This window comes from Bradyrhizobium sp. MI1.4, from assembly GCF_055811315.1.
Genome location: NZ_JBVVPP010000086.1, coordinates 1 through 16,945, shown reverse-complemented (window position 1 = coordinate 16,945; position 16,945 = coordinate 1). Strand labels below are relative to the sequence as shown.

Here is a 16,945-nt window from a genome sequence, read left to right as displayed (position 1 = left end):
GCCTAACGGTCCAAACCGAACCGCAGACTCGCAGATCACACCGTCATCGGGTAGGTGGCCGCTGAACAGCGCTTACGGCTCACCGGCCATAGCCGGGGCCTCATCCGCAGGGTATTGCGAGGTCAGCGATCCGACGTGTTCAGGGGGCGCGAGAGCTCGCTCGAGCACTACCTGCCGTGGCTCGACGCTCAGTGGACTGCTGGCCGTTGTAATGGCGCCGACCTTTGGCGTTGCCTCAAGGCGCAGGGATTTAGAGGCTCGCTGCGGGTCGTTACCGAATGGACGACACGCCGTCGACGTGCCGAAATGCCCGATGCTCAGAGCCTGCAGCGGGTACCATCCGCGAGAACGATCGCTCGCCTGATGACCAATGGCCGCGATACGCTATCAAAGTCAGAAACCGTCACCATTGCGGCGATCGAGCAAGGCGTTCCTCTTTTGGTGGAAGCTCGAGAGATCATAGCCGCTTTCCATGCGATGATCCGCAAGAAGGCTCACGTAGAGCTTGAACCATGGTTGGAACGAGCGCGCGCAAGCCTCGTCATGTCCTTCGCCAATGGCGTCATCAAGGACAAGGCCGCTGTCAGCGCAGCGATCGCGACGTCATGGTCCAACGGACAGACCGAGGGCCAGATCACCAAGCTCAAACTGGTCAAACGCCAAATGTACGGACGCGCCAAGCTCGACTTGCTACAGGCTCGGCTAATCGGCGCCACATGACCAGTGCTGCACCACAATTGCGTCAGAGCCCATTTCCAACGCCGTCCCCGGCAAACCCCTCCTCAACTCCACTAGTGCGCTTGCCTTCCATCTGGTCCAAAGGCATAGAACGGATTGATACCGCAATACGCGTCTGTGCCGGAAGCAGTGACCGTGCACTGTTCGTACGTCGAGAATTGGCAGTTGCCGGGATACCCCCAGACCCGGCCCTGCAGACAATAAAGATCTGAAGGAACCACGGGCATGTGCGCCGAATGATGTCGCGGAGCGGCGGTCGAACGCGCTCCCAACCCGACCAGAACGGTAAATGCAACTCCGACGATGAACAAAGCATATCGCATGAGGTCTGTACCTCCGTGAAAGCAGAAGACCGCGGACGAAAATCTCATCGTGCTCTAAATAAACGTAAATGCGAGGAGGCTGGAGCAGAGCAGCGCGACGCCGGCTGCGGTCAGCGCCAATAGGCTACCGGAGACAAGATCATAATTATGCATGGAATGCCTCATTGCACCACAAACCCAAGAATAACATCCGGTCGAGCAAACGTCTGAACGGCCGGTAAAACATAATTCGACTTCACGCATTATTCCGGCCGTTATCGGGGCATAAGGCCCTTTTTTCGGCGCGATCGCGCCGAAATTCGACGTCAACCTGCTTATAAATAGATTATCGAGTTCGGGATATTTTTGCTCGGTAATAGACCTGGAACGATCGATGGCCGCGGGATTACGTCACGAGGGCATCGGATGCTACCCGTCATCATTGCGATAGCTTTCTGTGAAAATGCGCGGACTTCTCCTCCTCCTTACGGCCTTTGTAATCCTGCTGGCAGCACGCGGTGAGCACCAAATTGATTTCGCGCCGCGTCCGACGGCCTCTATGCCACTAGTCAATGTTCCTTAGCTCCAAGACTTAGTCCAGCAGCAAGCTGCTTGATGCACTTCATCAAATTGAGGAAGCTCAGTGAAACTGCCCAGACTCATACTTGCGATTTGTACGGTTGCTTTCGTGGCCAGCAGCACGTCCGCTCTTACGTGGGGTAGCTGGGTCACGCCGTCATTGCTGAACTCTGCCGTAGCCGTCAAGACGGACTTGGATCGTGAGCTGGAAAAGGAGGCCACGCGCCTCAAAGCCATTCTCGATGATGCGCTCGGAGGAGCGTAGCGAAGCTGCTGGATTGCTCGATAGCCGCCGAGGGCTTATCGCGGGCCGCTAGCAGCACGGCGACGTGTAGTTCCGAAGGATATTCCATGCCGATCTATTATCCCGATATCTTGGAGCAGAAGCCAGAGCGACGCGTCTTTACCTATAGTGAGAAGGACGTGATGCTATATGCGCTGGGAATCGGCATGGGCCGCGATCCAATGAACGAGCGCGAGTTGTCGTTCGTATATGAAAAGGATATCAAGGCCGCGCCGACGGCTGCCACAGTGCTGGCTTCCGGCAAGGGGCGTCGTTCTGGGCCGCAGATGGAGCAAAAGCCCCGCCTCCGGATCAGCCGGCTGAACTTGCTGATGTTGGTGCATGGCGAGCAGAAGATCGAATTGCACAAGCCGCTGCCGCCGTCGGGCACCTTCACGGCCACCAGCCGCACGATCGGCGCCTACGACAAGGGAAAGGACAAGGGCGCCGTCGTCGTCGATGAGACCGTGTGGACTGACGACAGTGGCGGGAAGATTGCCACCCTGACTACCTCCACCTTCGCCCGCGGCGACGGTGGCTTTGGCGGGCCGTCGGCGGGCGCACCCGAGCCTCACCTCGTCCCGACGCGCAAGCCGGACTCTTTGATCTCGTTAGATACCCGGCCAGACCAGGCGCTGCTCTATCGACTGAACGGTGATCTTAATCCGCTTCATTCCGATCCCGATTTCGCGAAGCGGGCCGGCTTCTCGCGGCCGATCCTGCATGGCCTGTGTACCTTCGGCATTACCTGCCGGGCGGTGCTGCAGGAGTTCTGCGATTACGATCCAACGAGGATCCTGAGCCATCAGGCGCGCTTCTCGGCGCCTGTGTTCCCCGGCGAGTCCATCGCCGTCGATCTCTGGCGAGACGGAAACGTGATCTCGTTCGAGGCCCGAGTGATCGATCGCGGCACGACAGTGATCAGGAACGGTAAGACTGTGCTGCGTACCTGATAGGCACGCTAGCCTGTCTACGGCTCATTGCGCCGAAGAACGCTTCCCGCTCGCGCTTCCAAGCAGTCAGGCATGCCCACATCGCGTGATCAAGATCCATGTAATTCGCAAGATCGTCAAGCGCACCGGCGAGACGATCGATCGCTTCGTCACCGTGATCAGAGGATGCTGCGCTGGAGTCTTTCGCGAGCTTCATCGCCGCGTGGCGCCAAATTCGCTCGCTCCAGTGACCCCACGTGCGCTTTTGCGGAAATGCGCTGATCTGCCGGCTTGGCACGCGCCGCACGAACCAGCTGCAGCGAGATGGTTTGCCGGCTAGTATTCGTGACGAGGATGATATCGGGGAAGGTGGATGCGGATGCCCGCGCCATAATCCGGAAATCGAGGGCGACAGCGAGCGCGAATTCCCCTCCGATACAAAACTTCTGTGGCCGCGCGCAGATGTAAGCTGCCGCAGCCATTCCTCAGGCATGGGCTTTTCTGCACTTGGGTCTGGCCCGTCTTCATTCGGGCGATACGCTCGTCGCGGAGCTGAATGCGGCGCACTTTTCCCGCCTCATCGCGAAGCGGGTCGTCAACGAACTCACGGCGATCGAAATCGCCAATGGATGTTCGTCGATGGCGGCCTCGACTTGGGCTGGATAGACGTTCGACCCGCCTACCAGGATCATGTCCGTGCGCCCGTCGACGAAATATAGGTACCCCTCCTCGTCGAAGTGACTGATGTCCCCGAGGCTCTCGCAGCCGCCGGCCAGCGTGCGGGCGGTGGCGCCACGGTAGGCGTAGGCGCGCGCTGCCCCTCGATTTCGCGCAAGTATATGTCGCCCACCTGTCCCGGCGGTAGTATGTTTCCGTCAGCGTCCACGATCTTGATTTCGCCCCAGCTCACGCGGCCGACGGAAGCTCGATGGCTCGAGCCATTCGCGACCAGTGATGATCGTCCCGGCCTGGTTTTCGCTCCCGCCATACAGCTCCAATATGATCTCCGGCCCAAGCCAGTTGATAAAGGCCTCCTTGAGCCAAGGCGGACAGGGTGCCGCGAAGTGCCAGAGCGTCTTCAGCGAAGAAAGGTCGTAGCGAGCCCGCACCTCTTCCGGCAGCCGCTAGATGCGGCTCATCAAGTGGGCACCAAGTAGACCCACGTCGCGCTTCGCCGCTCTATCTCGGCGAGCACACCCTCCGCATCGAAGCGCGGCATCGGACAGCCTAAGCAGGTCCTGGACGGTGATCCGGCGCCGGCCCGTTTCCATGTCCGCCAATGCGATTACCACGGACGGATCGGCGAGGTCGACTATGGCCTGGAGCTCGGCCCGTGGCGGAAGGAAACAGGCTGCGGTCTCGCGCCCATTTTCCAGACGCCCCAGCAAGCCTCGATAAAGAACGCCGTTAGGGAGTCCGATGGGTTACCAAATCACCGAGCTTAACGCCCAGCCCTTCCAACGCACGCGCGACGCGCCTCGCGCGCCTCAAGCTGATCCGTAAGAGTGTCCTCTCCACAGCTAACCGCTGGTTTATCCGGCATCATTGGGGAGAGCGGAACAGCTTCTCGTGCGGTGGCCAGCTTGGTGATCGTCTCGATGGCCTCAGAAGATCTCAAAAAGACCGGCAGCGCCCATGCCACCTCCGACACACATCGTGACTACACCGTACTTCGCTCCACGGCGCTTCCCTTCATATAGGGCGTGCGCAACGCAGCGTGCCCCCGTCATACCGTAGGGGTGGCCGATGGCGATCGCGCCACCCGAGACGTTCAACTTCTCATACGGGATACCGAGCTTGTCCCGACAATAGAGCACTTGAGACGCGAAAGCCTCGTTCAACTCCCAGATACCGATGTCATCGATCTTCAAGCCATTGCGGTCCAAGAGCTTCGGGATGGCAAAGACTGGGCCAATGCCCATTTCCTCGGGCCTGCAGCCGGCTACCGCCATACCGCGGTAGGCACCTAGCGCCTTAAGCCCGCGCTTCTCGGCCTGCTTGCGCTCCATCATCAGGACCGCAGCCGAACCGTCCGAGAGCTGACTGGCGTTCCCGGCAGTGACAAATTTGCCCTCCTTCAGGTAGCGACCGCCTTTGAAAACAGGGTGAAGCTTCTTGAGGTCGTCCAGTGTGGTCTGGGGACGATTGCCCTCATCGGCGGAAATGATGATTTTCTTTTCCGCGGTCTGGCCGGTTTCCTTGTCGACCACCACCTTCATGATGGTAGTGACCGGGACGATTTCGTGAGCGAAGCGGCCTTGTGCCTGGGCTTGGGCGGTGCGTTGCTGCGACTGCAGGGCGTAATCGTCCTGCTCCTCACGTCTAATGCCATAGCGCTCGGCGACAAGTTCGGCAGTTTCGATCATCGAGATCCAAATTTCAGGGATGCGCTCCTCTAGCCAGGGATCAGCAGTCATAAAGCGGTTCGACTTGTCGTTTTGCACGAGGCTAATCGACTCTACGCCCCCTCCGATCGCGATCGAGGCGCCGTCGTTTACGATGTACTTGGCAGCAGCGGCTACAGCCATAAGCCCCGAGCTGCACTGTCGGTCAACAGTCATGCCGGAGACGGTGTCCGGAAGACCAGCACGCAGCGCAGCCTGACGAGCGATGTTATAGCCGGTAGTGCCTTGCGGCAATGCTGTGCCCATGACTACATCATCGATCTCGCCCGGATCGATACCTGCCTGCACTACAGCTGCGCGTATCGACTCTGCGGCCAGAGTTGCTCCGTAGGTATTGTTGAACGCGCCGCGGTAGGCTTTGCCGATGGGGGTCCGCTTTGCGGCGACGATGACGGCTTCACGCATGAGAGAAGATGTCCTTTCAGGTTGAATCCGCTCATCCGGCTCCTGCCAGGATGAACTGGTCCAGACTAGCTAGATCGTTTTTTGGAGCTGATCGAAGTTGGCGAACGTCTTGCCGTCGGCAACCAGCTTCTCTAGCAGGCGCGCCGGCTCGAAGTCGTCCCCCATGGTGGCCTGCAATTCCTTCATCTTGGCAAGAACTTTATTCAGCCCGATTTGGTCGGCGTAGTACATTGGCCCCCCGCGGTAGACCGGCCAGCCGTATCCATTGACCCAAACCACATCGATATCGGAAGCTCGGAGCGCCTTACCTTCCTCCAGGATTTTCGCCCCTTCATTGATCATCGGATAAATGCAACGCTCGAGGATCTCTTCATCAGAGATCTTGCGCGAGCTCTTGCCAAATTTAGCCATGAAGTCGCTTATGATCTTTTCGGTGATCAGCGAGGGTTTGGCGTTGCGGTTTTCGTCGTAATCGTAATAACCGGCGCCGGTCTTCTGCCCAAAGCGCCCCATCTCGCAAAAGACCTCACGCAACGTGGAGCTCGTCGATTCCTCCCTCACCCACCCGAGGTCCAGTCCCGCCAGATCGGCCATACGGAAGGGGCCCATGGGAAAGCCGAAGTCGTAGAGGACCTGATCCACGTCCCAGGGACTCGCCCCCTCCAGAACCAATTTCTTTGCCTCGCGCTCGCGTTGGGCCAGCATGCGGTTGCCGATGAAGCCGTAGCACACGCGGGCCAGCACCGCGACCTTTCCAATCATCTTGGCCGAGTTCATCGCCGTCGCTATAACGTCCTTAGCGGTTTTCTCACCGCGGATGACCTCCAGCAGCTTCATTACGTTGGCCGGCGAAAAGAAGTGTAGCCCGATCACATCCTCCGGCCGCGTCGTTGCCGCAGCGATCTCGTCGACGTTCAACTCCGACGTGTTCGTGGCCAGGATCGCGCCGCGCTTGCAGATGCTGTCCAGCTTGGCGAACACCTGCTTCTTGATGTCCATGCGCTCGAACACTGCCTCGATGATTAGGTCGCAATTGGCGAAGTCTTCCATGGCAAGCGAGCCCGTCAGCAGAATCATCCGCTGATTCACCTGCTCGGGCGTCAAACCGCCACGCGCGGCCGTCCGCTCGTAGTTCGACTTGATCACGCCGAAGCCTCGGTCGAGCGCCTCTTGCTTGATCTCGACGATGGTCACGGGAATTCCGGCGTTGGCGAAATTCATGGCGATACCGCCGCCCATGGTACCCGCGCCCAGGATGCCGACCTTATTGATCGGCCGTGTCGGGGTGCCGTCCGGCACGTCCGGGATCTTCCGCGCCTGACGCTCGGCGAAGAAGTAGTAGCGCTGAGCACCCGATTGCGGACCGCACTCCAGCTCCGTGAAGAGTTGCTGCTCGACTCGCAGGCCGTCCTCAAATGAGTTCGAACTCACAGCAGCTTCAATGCCGCGGATGTTGTATTCGGGAGCCAGCAACCCTCGAAATTTCCGCGCGTTGGCCTTTCGGAAATTATCAAAGATCTCGGGATGCCTTTTGGCCACTTCCAGCTTGGCACTGTTCTGACGGATCTTCACCAGCGGCTTGCCTTCGGCAACCACCTTGCACGCGAGGGCAATAGCGCCCTCCTTCAGTTTGCCCTCCTCCACGAGTTCGTCAATCAAACCCATGGCCAGTGCCTCCTGAGCGGGCACATGACGGCCGGACGTAACCAGCTCCAGAGCCTTCTCGACGCCCACGATACGCGGCAGTCGCTGCGTGCCTCCGGAGCCGGGAATGAGGCCTAACGCGACTTCCGGCAGCCCCACCTTGGCCGAGGACACCGCCACACGGTAGTGAGCGCACAGCGCCACCTCTAGCCCGCCGCCCAGCGCGGTGCCATGGATCGCGGCAATTACCGGCTTGGACGAATTCTCCATTGCCGCTTGGACTTGAGATAGGCTCGCACCGTTCACCTGACCGCCGAATTCGGTGATGTCCGCCCCAGCGATAAAAGTGCGGCCATCGCAGATCAGCACCACAGCCTCAGCGTCGGAGGCAAGAACACGCTCGAAACTCTCGAACAGTCCATTCCGTACATCCGCCGAGAGCGCATTCACGGGAGGGCTGTTGATCGTGATAACGGCGATCCTATCGTGAGCTTCGATCTTGACAATTTTTCCCATGCTGCACACCATTCAAACAGTCGCCTACCGTTGGCCAAACTTCATCGCCCAACCAGACGCCGGCAACATAGCGCTGGCCACTGCACAAATTCCGCGGATGTCGGACGATCGATGGGGAAATTTCCCATGGGCGGTGGCTATTTCGCTCTGCATCGACCCTAATGCCGAAGCTGAACCGGCTAGACCGGCGCCAGCATGACTCTCTGTGATTCTTGGGCGCAATCTCGAAGATGATCGCACTGAAAGGCGCCGCAGTTGATCAAAATGCGTAGTGCTGCGATCGCGATTATTCCCTCTCAAATAAGATGGATTAATCCCTGCCTCGACCGTGGGCGCTCGCGCTCACCACTTTGGCGAGCAACTGGACCAAAACTCTAACCGTAGCGGCTACGATCAGCAGCGTACATATCTGACGCTCGTAGCAGCGGCTGCGGATGCGACGGAAGTCTTCGAGTCAGCAGAAGAAGCGCGCAAGGGATTGCGCTGTTTCAAGCTCGCGAGATCCTGGGGTAAGAGGTCTCATGCTCCGGCTGCAAGACGGCCCGGCATCGTCGATTCCCGGCCACTCTCGCGGGGATTTTCCTTCGTAAGCCCTGTCGGTGAGCAGGCGCTGGGGAGCGACGGTAAAGCAGCTCGCGTGCTCCCTCAGCTCGTGGCGGGCGCCACTCTGCGGGTGGGGGACATGTAAAAACAATCTGCCTCATTGCGCCGTGCATGCCTGGGATAAGATCGGTTGCGTTAAAATACGCAGTTTGCGAAGAAATCCCGCGCCAATCGCCCGTCTCTCGACGACTTTTGCCGTCGTTGGTGCGCTAGGTTGGTCTACGCCCCCATTGGGCGGGGCGCCTGAGTCCGGAGATCAGTCAAGTGCAAATTGGCCAATGATGTTTGATGCTGAATCAAGCGGCTTCCGCGGTGAAGAAGGCTCCTGATATTTGCGGTGCCGGCGACAATGTCGAGAGACGAGCGGCCGTAGCCAACGCTCATTGTTTCCCGCTCCGAAGAACAAGGTCACCATTTTCCGTTGCCCTATGATTAGCGATGACAGACCCAGCTCCCGCCGTGGTCGGTTATTGTGCGACGTATTTCGTCGCGTCGGAGGGGCAAGCAATTAGCAGAGAAAGGCGTACGACGGTGAACGATCTTGATGCATTCCGCCAACAAGCACGGGCATGGCTCACAACCAACTGCCCTGCAGAAATGCGCGAGCCGGTTCGCTCTGCGGACGACGTCGTCTCGGGCGGCCGTCGCGCGGTTTTCAAAAACGCTACGCAAAAGGTTTGGTTGGACCGCATGGCCGAGAAGGGCTGGACTGCGCCAGAGTGGCCGAGAGAGTACGGCGGTGCAGGGCTATCCCACGAGGAGACGAAGGTCCTTCGAGAGGAGATGGGCCGTCTCGGTTGCCGCAGTCCATTGGATCCATTCGGCCTCCAAACGCTCGGCCCAACGTTGCTGAGATACGGCACCGAGGAGCAGAAGTTAAAGCACCTGCCAAAGTTGGCGTGCGGCGACATCCAATGGTGCCAAGGCTATTCCGAGCCGGGCGCCGGTTCCGACCTCGCCTCGCTGGCGACCCGGGCCGAGGACAAGGGCGATCATTTCCTCGTAAACGGTCAGAAGATTTGGACCAGCAACGCCCACAAGTCCGACTGGATCTTCTGCCTTGTGCGAACCGATAGCTCAAGCAAGCACAACGGCATCTCGTTCCTGCTTTTGGATATGGAAACGCCTGGGATCTCGGTCAAACCGATCAAGCTGATCTCGGGGTACTCGCCCTTCTGTGAGACGTTTTTAGAGAACGTAAAGGTACCGAAGAAGAATTTGGTCGGTGAGTTAAACAAAGGCTGGGACGTCGCCAAATACTTGCTGAGTCACGAACGCGAAAACATTTCCGGCATTGGCTTAGAGAGTCCGCCGCTGTCACTCGGCGAGACGGCCAAAGTGACGCTCGGAACCGAACCGGACGGACGACTGAACGACCCGATATTGAGGAGCCGCATCGCGCTGTTCGAGATCCGCGCTGAGGCGTTTAGAGCAGCCTCTGAGCGTTTTACCGATGAGCTAACGGGCGGGCGTGGCCATCCCGCACAGGCCTCCATGATCAAGTACTTCGGGACCGAGTTGAACAAGCAGCGGTATGAGTTGATCATGGCTGCCGGCGGGGCGGATGCGCTGGAATGGGATAGTGAGCGCTCGCGGCAGGGCGCTGATGCGCGTGCTTGGTTGCGCACTAAAGCCAACTCCATCGAAGGCGGCACGTCTGAAGTGCAGCTCAACATCATCGCTAAGCGCATTCTTCAGCTACCCGGAGATTAACCTCGTGCCCCTCTTCCACACCGAAGATCAAATGATGCTTAGCGACACTGTTCGGTCGTTCCTTGCAGAACAAGCGCCAGTCGGCCATATGCGCGCGCTGCGGGATGCAGATGACAGGACTGGCTTTTCGGCGCATCTCTGGAAGCGCTTCGCCGAGCTCGGCCTGAACGGCATCCTGTTGGATGAGGCCGACGGCGGCTCTGGGCTCGGGCATGTCGAGGCCGGCGTCGTGCTGGAGGAGATTGGCCGCAACCTAACACCCTCACCATTCCTCATGACGGCGGTCGGGGCGGTCACGGCGCTGAAGGGTGGCTCAGCAAATCAGCGGCAAGCCTGGCTGCCTCGGATCTGTACCGGCGAGGCGGTGGGCACGCTGGCTCTCGACGAATCGGTACGTCATCGGCCCGAGCGGATCAAGTTGAAGGCCGAGCGCCTTGGCAGCGGTTTCCGATTGGTCGGCGAAAAGCGTTTCGTGAAATACGGCCACGTGGCCGACTTTTTGATTGTCGCGGCCCGGACCGCCGGCGCCGACCACGAGGAGCTGGGCGTCACACTCCTCCTTGTTGAAAAGGACGCGGCGAATCTTACGGCGGAGGCCGACCGCCTGATCGACGCGAGCCTCGCCGCACGTTTGAAGTTTCATGGTGTGGAGGTATCCGCAGAGGCAGTTATCGGCGAAGTGGATGAAGGATTTGGAAGACTGAAGAAAATGCTCAGCGCATTGCGCGCCGGGGCCGCGGCTGAAATGGTGGGTTTGGGCGCCTGCGCTTTGAAAATGACCATTGATTACCTCAAACAAAGAAAGCAGTTTGATCGACCGATTGGCTCGTTCCAAGCGCTGCAACACCGCGCCGCCCACCTCTACGCGGAGGTGGAGGTCGCGCGCGCCGCCGCACTCAACGCCCAGCAGCTGCTCGACCGTGACGAGGATGGCGCTGAAGAGGCTGTGATGGTGGCCAAAGCCATGACAAGCATGGCTAGCGCTCTCGCTGTTCAGGAGGGCATTCAGATGCACGGTGGCATCGGCATGACCGACGAGTACGATATCGGCTTCTACATGAAAAGGCAGCGAGTGCTTGCCGAATTGTTCGGCGACGCGGATTATCACGCGAACCGCTTGGCCCGGCTCGCGGGATACTAGGACCCAACTTCCCATGTCCATGCATCCGACCACCCGCGTCGTGGCAACGGCCAGGAAGATGCAGAGTTTCTAGAAGCACCCAGGGCCGGCCCAGCAAGAGTACTGCTCGGCGCTCCCCTCCGAGCTCCCTGACGGCGGCTATTAATCTTGAAAGATAGCACGAACGACGAATTTAGCCGTCCGCGCGCCGTTCTTTGCACTAGTCCGCATTCGACTGCTGTTAGATTGGTGGGTTGAAATGCCTCGGGGAGGACCGCCGCAGTAACGGCGGCAAATCCTCATCGTTGACGTCCCTACGGCACAGGCCGATCTATCGGAGAGTGGTCTACTTAATTGATAGGAGCTGCCCTAACAGATGTTGCCGCGAACCGTATGAGGGTTTTTAGCGAAATCTACGCCCTTAAGTGAGAAGGAAGAGGAGCCCGCCTGATGAATACAGTCGCCCAGCATGATAACTCGAATATGAGCGGCACCGAATGGCAGATTCGTTCTGACCTAGCCGCGCTTTACCGCATCTGCGATTTCTATGGCTGGACCGACTCGATCAACACTCACCTGTCGGCGCGCGTGCCCAATGAGCCAGACTGCTTTCTGATCAACAGCTACGGCTTCCTATTCAGCGAAATCACAGCGTCCAGCCTAGTGAAGGTAGACGTCGATGGTAAAATCCACTCTGGGACTGGGGCACTCAACTCCGCAGGATTCACTATTCACGGCGGCATATACAGGGCCAGGCCAGACGCCAACTGTGTGATGCATACCCACACACGACCTGGCACAGGAATCGCGGTATTGAAGAGGGGCCTACGGCCCATCAGCCAGGATGCTCTCGAGGTTTATGACGAACTCGCTTATCACGAGTACGGTCAGCCGAGCGAAGAGGCAGAGGGCCTCGCGCTCGGTCTGAGCTGTCAGCAAGGCGATTCGATAATTCTACGCAACCACGGTCTGCTCACGGTCGGAGCCACCATTCCCGGTGCGCTCCATCGCATGTACATGCTGAACCGTGCCTGCGAAATCGAGATCATTGCGCGCGGCCTCGGCGAGCATCCCACACCGATTGCCCCCGAGGTGGTTGCAGAATACGCAAGGCGTGCCAAGGGGCGGCGTGCCAAGGCCGAATTCGGCTTGCCTGAGTGGCGCGCCGCGTTGCGCCAGATCGAAGCTCGCGGCACGGACTGGAGGCAGTAGAATGGCCGGTGAAGCTGATTCGCGTCAATGTCGAGCACACAACGGTAGTCTCTACGGAAGTGCGCGTAAAGCGGGGGACAGGCGCTCTGGAGCCGTAGACGGTGTCGTGTAGTTAGAGCGCGACCAGCTTGAGCGCTGGCATCGAATGTCAGCCTCCCAACGACACCGCGGCTTGATGTCTGGCAAGCCGTACAGGCCAGCGTTTGAAGTCTCTGCTGTAACGCGCAACGCCAACAGTGGCTTCCTTGAGAATCTTGATGCTTTTGTCCCCAATCCAGCCGCGCACAAAGGATGGGTCGACATATACCTTCGCATTCGCGCTTTCAACGCATTGTTTCGGCAGCAAGGCCGATCACATTGAAGAATCTCACCTCTTCCGGCCGATAATATTTCATTGAAAGGCAGGAGCCTTTTGTCGACCACAAGCTGTCGCCACAATATGCAGTTGTCGGCGCTCACGCCTCCATAGCATGAGAGCTGTCACGCAACACGGGGGGCTTTTGGCCGTTTTTTTGACACAGCTTCTCTTCCGAGAGCGGCAGATGAAGGACTTCGAATCATGATCCGATCTTTGAAAGTCGCAATGTTAGCCGCAATCGCATGTTTGGCCCAAAGACCTGCTATGGCGGACCATCAGCTCACGATTACCGGCGGAGGCGGAGCACTCCAGGCCAGCCAGCGCAAGGCCCTATTCCAGCCATTCACCAAGGCGACCGGTATCAAAATCACCGAAGACGAATATAGTTTTGAGCTCGACAAGATCCGTGCCATGGTCGAGACGAAAACCGTGAGCTGGGATGTGATCGACCAATCCTCGCTCTGGTCCATTGAATTGTGCAATCAGGGTCTCATTGAAGAGATTGACTGGAAGAAGTTGGGCCTCGACCGGTCCAAGTTTCTGGGGGCTGACAAGTTTGACTGTGGGGTTCCGACGCACATCGCCGCAACAGTTGTCGCCTATGACAAGGACAAGCTGTCGAACGGCCCGCAGACTATCGCCGACCTTTTCGACCTGAAGAAGTTTCCCGGCAAACGAGGACTGTATAAAAGCCCCGATGGCCTTCTCGAATGGGCGCTCGTCGCGGATGGAGTGCCCATCAAGGATGTTTATAAGGTCCTTCGCACGCCTGAGGGCGTTGAGCGTGCCTTCAGTAAGCTTGACACGATCAAGAAAGACGTCGTCTGGTGGACCTCCGGCGCTCAGCCATCGCAGCTCCTTGCCGACGGACAGGTCGTCATGACCGCAGCCTGGAGCGGCCGCGTTTACGATGCGATCAAGAACTCGGGCAAGCATTTTGCTATGATGTGGGATGCCGCCACGACGTCCGCGAATGTCTGGATAATTCCCAAGGGCACTCCACGGCGGGAGGAGGCATATAAGTTCATCGCCTTCGCCGCTTCACCCCATGCGCAGGCCGACCTGACCCGCTATATTGCTTACTCCCCCAGCAACACGGACGCGATGGCTTTGGTGGATCCAGCGATCATGCCCTACCTTCCAACTGCGCCTGACAATCTAGCGAAGGCGATCATTCCCGATGCAACCTTCCGGGTCGAGAGAGGCGATGAGCTGCGCCAGCGCTTTACTGCTTGGCTCGCGAAGTAAACGATCGAAAAGGAGATGGTGAGGAAAAGGTCCGCTTTCCTCGGCGTTCGCAACTGAACTGAGAGCTCCAACTCGGCGGCGGGATGCCATTCTGCTGCGCATCAACTGCGGCATTTGCGAGCCGACGCTTTTCCAACTGAAAGAATATAACGATCGCAAGAACATCGGCAACGCGGCTCGGGACACGCATTTCCGGGATCGCCCAGGGGGAGAAACCAACATCCTCCCCCTTCCTTCTCTTCAGTACTATTTCGTAAGCCAAGCGGTGAAGCGCTGGCGCAGCTGGTCGCCTTTCTCAATCCAGAAGACCACGTCAAAATCGATCGCCTGGGCCACATGCTCCGGCGCACTCGGAAGCTCGGATAGAATCGCCGGGTCAATTAGCTTCGTGGCCTCTGTGTTACCAGTACCGTAGGCGATGTACTGCGTCATTTCGGCTTGAGACTGAGGCGAAGCGGCGAAACCAATAAACTTATAAGCCTCGTCCCGGTGCGGAGTACCCTTGGGGATCGACCATAAGTTGAAGCTCGCAATTTGGGCGTCCCACATGATCTCGAAGTGCTTGCCCGAGTTCTTGATAGCATCATAGATCCGGCCGTTCCAGGCCGAGGTCATGACGACCTGGCCGTCAGCCAGTAGCTGCGGAGGCTGTGCGCCGCTTGTCCACCAGATCACGTCCTTCTTTATCGTATCGAGCTTCCTCAAGGCGCGCTCCACGCCTTCGGACGTGCTGAGGACATTGTAGACGTCCTTTTTGGCCACGCCGTCGGCGATCAGCGCCCATTCGAGATTAGTGTAGGGATCCTTATACAGTCCTCGTTTGCCCGGAAATTTCTGAAGATCGAACAGGTCGGCAATGGTCTTGGGGCCATTTGGCAGCTTGTCCTTGTCATAGGCGAGAACTGCCGCAGAGACGTGAGTCGGCACGCCGCAATCATACTTGCTGTCCCCAAGGAACTTAGACCGGTCAAGACCCAGTTTCTTCCAGTCGAGTGCTTCGAGGACACCTGCGTCGCACAGCCTTACGGCCGCCGATTGATTGATGTCGACGACGTCCCAGCTCACCGTTTTCGTCTCGACCATGGCGAGGATCTTGTCGACCTCATAATTGTATTCGTCTTCGGTGATCTTGATCCCGGTCGCCCTTGAGAAGGGCTGAAATAGAGCCTTGCGCTGGCTAGCCTGGAGGGCTCCGCCTCCAGCGGTAATCGTGAGCTGATCGCCGGCGAAAGCAGGTGGCAGGGTGATCGTCGCGCTCACTGCAAGACCAGTTAAGGCCAGAGCGCTGGCTGCCATTAATGACTTCATCATCGTCCACTCTCCGTACTATGCTTCAGGATAAAGGCGGGGTTGCCCAATTCGCGGCCTCGTTTGCTAAGCAAGGCTCGCGGCGTTGTCGCGGCGCGTCGAGCGCCCGACGATTCTCGGCTTCCAGCGCAGTGATTTCTGCGCCAGGCTCGACCCGCGCCACGAAATCCGACTTTGGCGGCTTGACCAAGGAAGTCATCACGGCCAGACACCGAGATGCGGGTGCGTATATCGTGGCCGTAGTAGATGAGCTTTGTGAAACATTGGGTCGCGAGCCCGGCGCCCTTGAGCTTTACCTGCTCGCGATGACAGCACGCTCGGCCGGCCGACTGCCTTTACATTGATGACTATCGCGTGCACATTACCTGGGCCGGGCAGCTCCGCTTTGCAGGTCGTGCCGTTCATCGCCACGACGCCGTCGTGGAGCTTGTTTTCGCCGCCAAACTGGCACAAATTTGGGATCGAAGACGAGCGCGCGGGTGAGAGCGAGGCGCTACTGCTCGCCCGAGGAAAACGAGCCGGACGCTGTCGAGCACACGCTTGATCCTGGCCTCGACCTCGGGCTTGCGTATGTTGCGAACCCTGAGCGGGAAGGCGGATCTGCTTTTCATCTAACTCGGCTGTCGGATCGGTGATATTGTGCCGCTCTTAGACTCGGGCTCCTGCGCAGACGATATATCCCCGCACGAGGCGAAGTTCCCCAAAGTAAGGCATCGCGCAGACGAAATTCTTCAGTTACTGACACAATACGAGCTTTTTCTGTGTGGCTCGGCAAAGTCTGACCGATGCAAGGGGCTTCGATCGTGGAAACCGTCGCCTGGTTCATCTCGACCTTACTCGCGGTCCGATCCGAACTGACGGAGCCGCGGGGCCACGTCCAGCGCTGAACGACTTCTGTAGGATGGCGACTGAGGTTCCGGTGTCGCTATCAAAACTTTCAGCGGCTCTCGTCAGCTCGCGAATTACGGCATCAGAAAGCGCGTTGATGTGATCGCCGCGGTCGGACCGTCCCACCGCGATGGGCTATCCCGGCCGAGGAAATCCGCGAATACCTGCCCTCCTGCGGCGATCCCGACATGCACTTTTGTGGCGTTGCGGCGAGTCGCCCGAACAACCGTCTTCGGTTACGCTCGCCACGCCGTAGCCTTCATCTGCGCAATCCTCACGTCCCGAAGCTGGGTCCGGCGCACTTTTCCCGCCTCATCGCGAAGCGGCTCGGCAACAAATTCGATAGTGCGCGGGAGCTTATAGGTCACCAGCCGCTCGGCCAGATGCGCCAGCAGCATCTCCGCGGAGAGGCCGGGACGAGCCTGCACTATAGCGTGGACTGTCGAGCCCATATCCTCGTGCGGCAGGCCGATGACGGCGCTCGATATCACCAAAGGGTGCTCGTCGATGGCGGCCTCGACTTGGGCTGGATAGACGTTCGCTCCACCGACCAAAATCATGTCGGTGCGCCGATCGGCGAGATAAAGATACCCGTCTTTGTCGAAGTGGCCGATATCTCCGAGGCTCTCCCAGCCGCCGGGCAGTGTGCGGGCCGTGGCGCCGCGGTAAGCGTAGGACGCCCCCCCACCCG

General features: G+C 58.9%; 11 protein-coding genes and 1 pseudogene. 6 read left to right on the top strand and 6 right to left on the bottom strand.

Going from position 1 to position 16,945, the window contains the following annotated elements; all coding sequences use genetic code 11:
* Nucleotides 1-81: 81 nt before the first annotated feature.
* Nucleotides 82-720 (top strand): annotated as a pseudogene (locus AC0L23_RS38750) (transposase); the annotation flags it as partial.
* A 71-nt stretch (nucleotides 721-791) separates the two neighbouring features.
* Here AC0L23_RS38750 and AC0L23_RS38745 read toward each other — a convergent pair.
* A complete protein-coding gene (locus AC0L23_RS38745; RefSeq protein WP_473358300.1) occupies nucleotides 792-1,061 on the bottom strand; it encodes a DUF3551 domain-containing protein in 270 nt (89 codons plus the stop codon).
* A gap of 909 nt (nucleotides 1,062-1,970) precedes the next feature.
* Here AC0L23_RS38745 and AC0L23_RS38740 point away from each other — a divergent pair.
* A complete protein-coding gene (locus AC0L23_RS38740) occupies nucleotides 1,971-2,855 on the top strand; it encodes a MaoC/PaaZ C-terminal domain-containing protein (protein ID WP_473358299.1) in 885 nt (294 codons plus the stop codon).
* A gap of 503 nt (nucleotides 2,856-3,358) precedes the next feature.
* Here AC0L23_RS38740 and AC0L23_RS38735 read toward each other — a convergent pair.
* The 3 genes from AC0L23_RS38735 to AC0L23_RS38725 form a co-directional block, all read right to left on the bottom strand.
* Nucleotides 3,359-3,526: a hypothetical protein gene (locus AC0L23_RS38735; protein ID WP_473358298.1), complete on the bottom strand. Its 168-nt coding sequence runs from the start codon at nucleotides 3,524-3,526 to the stop codon at nucleotides 3,359-3,361.
* A 912-nt stretch (nucleotides 3,527-4,438) separates the two neighbouring features.
* Nucleotides 4,439-5,644, bottom strand: coding sequence for an acetyl-CoA C-acyltransferase (locus tag AC0L23_RS38730; RefSeq protein WP_473358297.1), 1,206 nt, complete (start codon nucleotides 5,642-5,644; stop codon nucleotides 4,439-4,441).
* Between the two features lie 69 nt (nucleotides 5,645-5,713).
* Nucleotides 5,714-7,804: a 3-hydroxyacyl-CoA dehydrogenase NAD-binding domain-containing protein gene (locus AC0L23_RS38725; RefSeq protein ID WP_473358296.1), complete on the bottom strand. Its 2,091-nt coding sequence runs from the start codon at nucleotides 7,802-7,804 to the stop codon at nucleotides 5,714-5,716.
* 1,134 nt (nucleotides 7,805-8,938) lie between these two features.
* Between AC0L23_RS38725 and AC0L23_RS38720 the strand changes: the two genes are divergently transcribed.
* From AC0L23_RS38720 to AC0L23_RS38705, 4 genes are all read left to right on the top strand, one after another.
* Nucleotides 8,939-10,120, top strand: coding sequence for an acyl-CoA dehydrogenase family protein (locus tag AC0L23_RS38720; RefSeq protein ID WP_473358295.1), 1,182 nt, complete (start codon nucleotides 8,939-8,941; stop codon nucleotides 10,118-10,120).
* A gap of 4 nt (nucleotides 10,121-10,124) precedes the next feature.
* Entirely contained in the window at nucleotides 10,125-11,261 is a 1,137-nt protein-coding gene (locus tag AC0L23_RS38715) for an acyl-CoA dehydrogenase family protein (protein ID WP_473358294.1), read from the top strand.
* Nucleotides 11,262-11,690: 429 nt separating this feature from the next.
* The gene (locus AC0L23_RS38710) at nucleotides 11,691-12,452 is read left to right on the top strand and encodes a class II aldolase/adducin family protein (RefSeq protein WP_473358293.1); all 762 of its coding nucleotides are present in this window, start codon (nucleotides 11,691-11,693) and stop codon (nucleotides 12,450-12,452) included.
* 622 nt (nucleotides 12,453-13,074) lie between these two features.
* The gene (locus tag AC0L23_RS38705; RefSeq protein WP_473358292.1) at nucleotides 13,075-14,058 is read left to right on the top strand and encodes an ABC transporter substrate-binding protein; all 984 of its coding nucleotides are present in this window, start codon (nucleotides 13,075-13,077) and stop codon (nucleotides 14,056-14,058) included.
* A 246-nt stretch (nucleotides 14,059-14,304) separates the two neighbouring features.
* Here AC0L23_RS38705 and AC0L23_RS38700 read toward each other — a convergent pair whose 3' ends face one another.
* Both AC0L23_RS38700 and AC0L23_RS38695 read right to left on the bottom strand, forming a co-directional pair.
* Nucleotides 14,305-15,369 carry an ABC transporter substrate-binding protein gene (locus tag AC0L23_RS38700; protein WP_473358291.1) on the bottom strand — a complete coding sequence of 355 codons (1,065 nt, stop codon included), beginning with the start codon at nucleotides 15,367-15,369 and terminating at the stop codon, nucleotides 14,305-14,307.
* Nucleotides 15,370-16,490: 1,121 nt separating this feature from the next.
* Nucleotides 16,491-16,945, bottom strand: a 455-nt coding sequence (locus AC0L23_RS38695) for an AMP-binding enzyme (RefSeq protein WP_473358290.1), incomplete at its 5' end; no start/stop codon positions are given.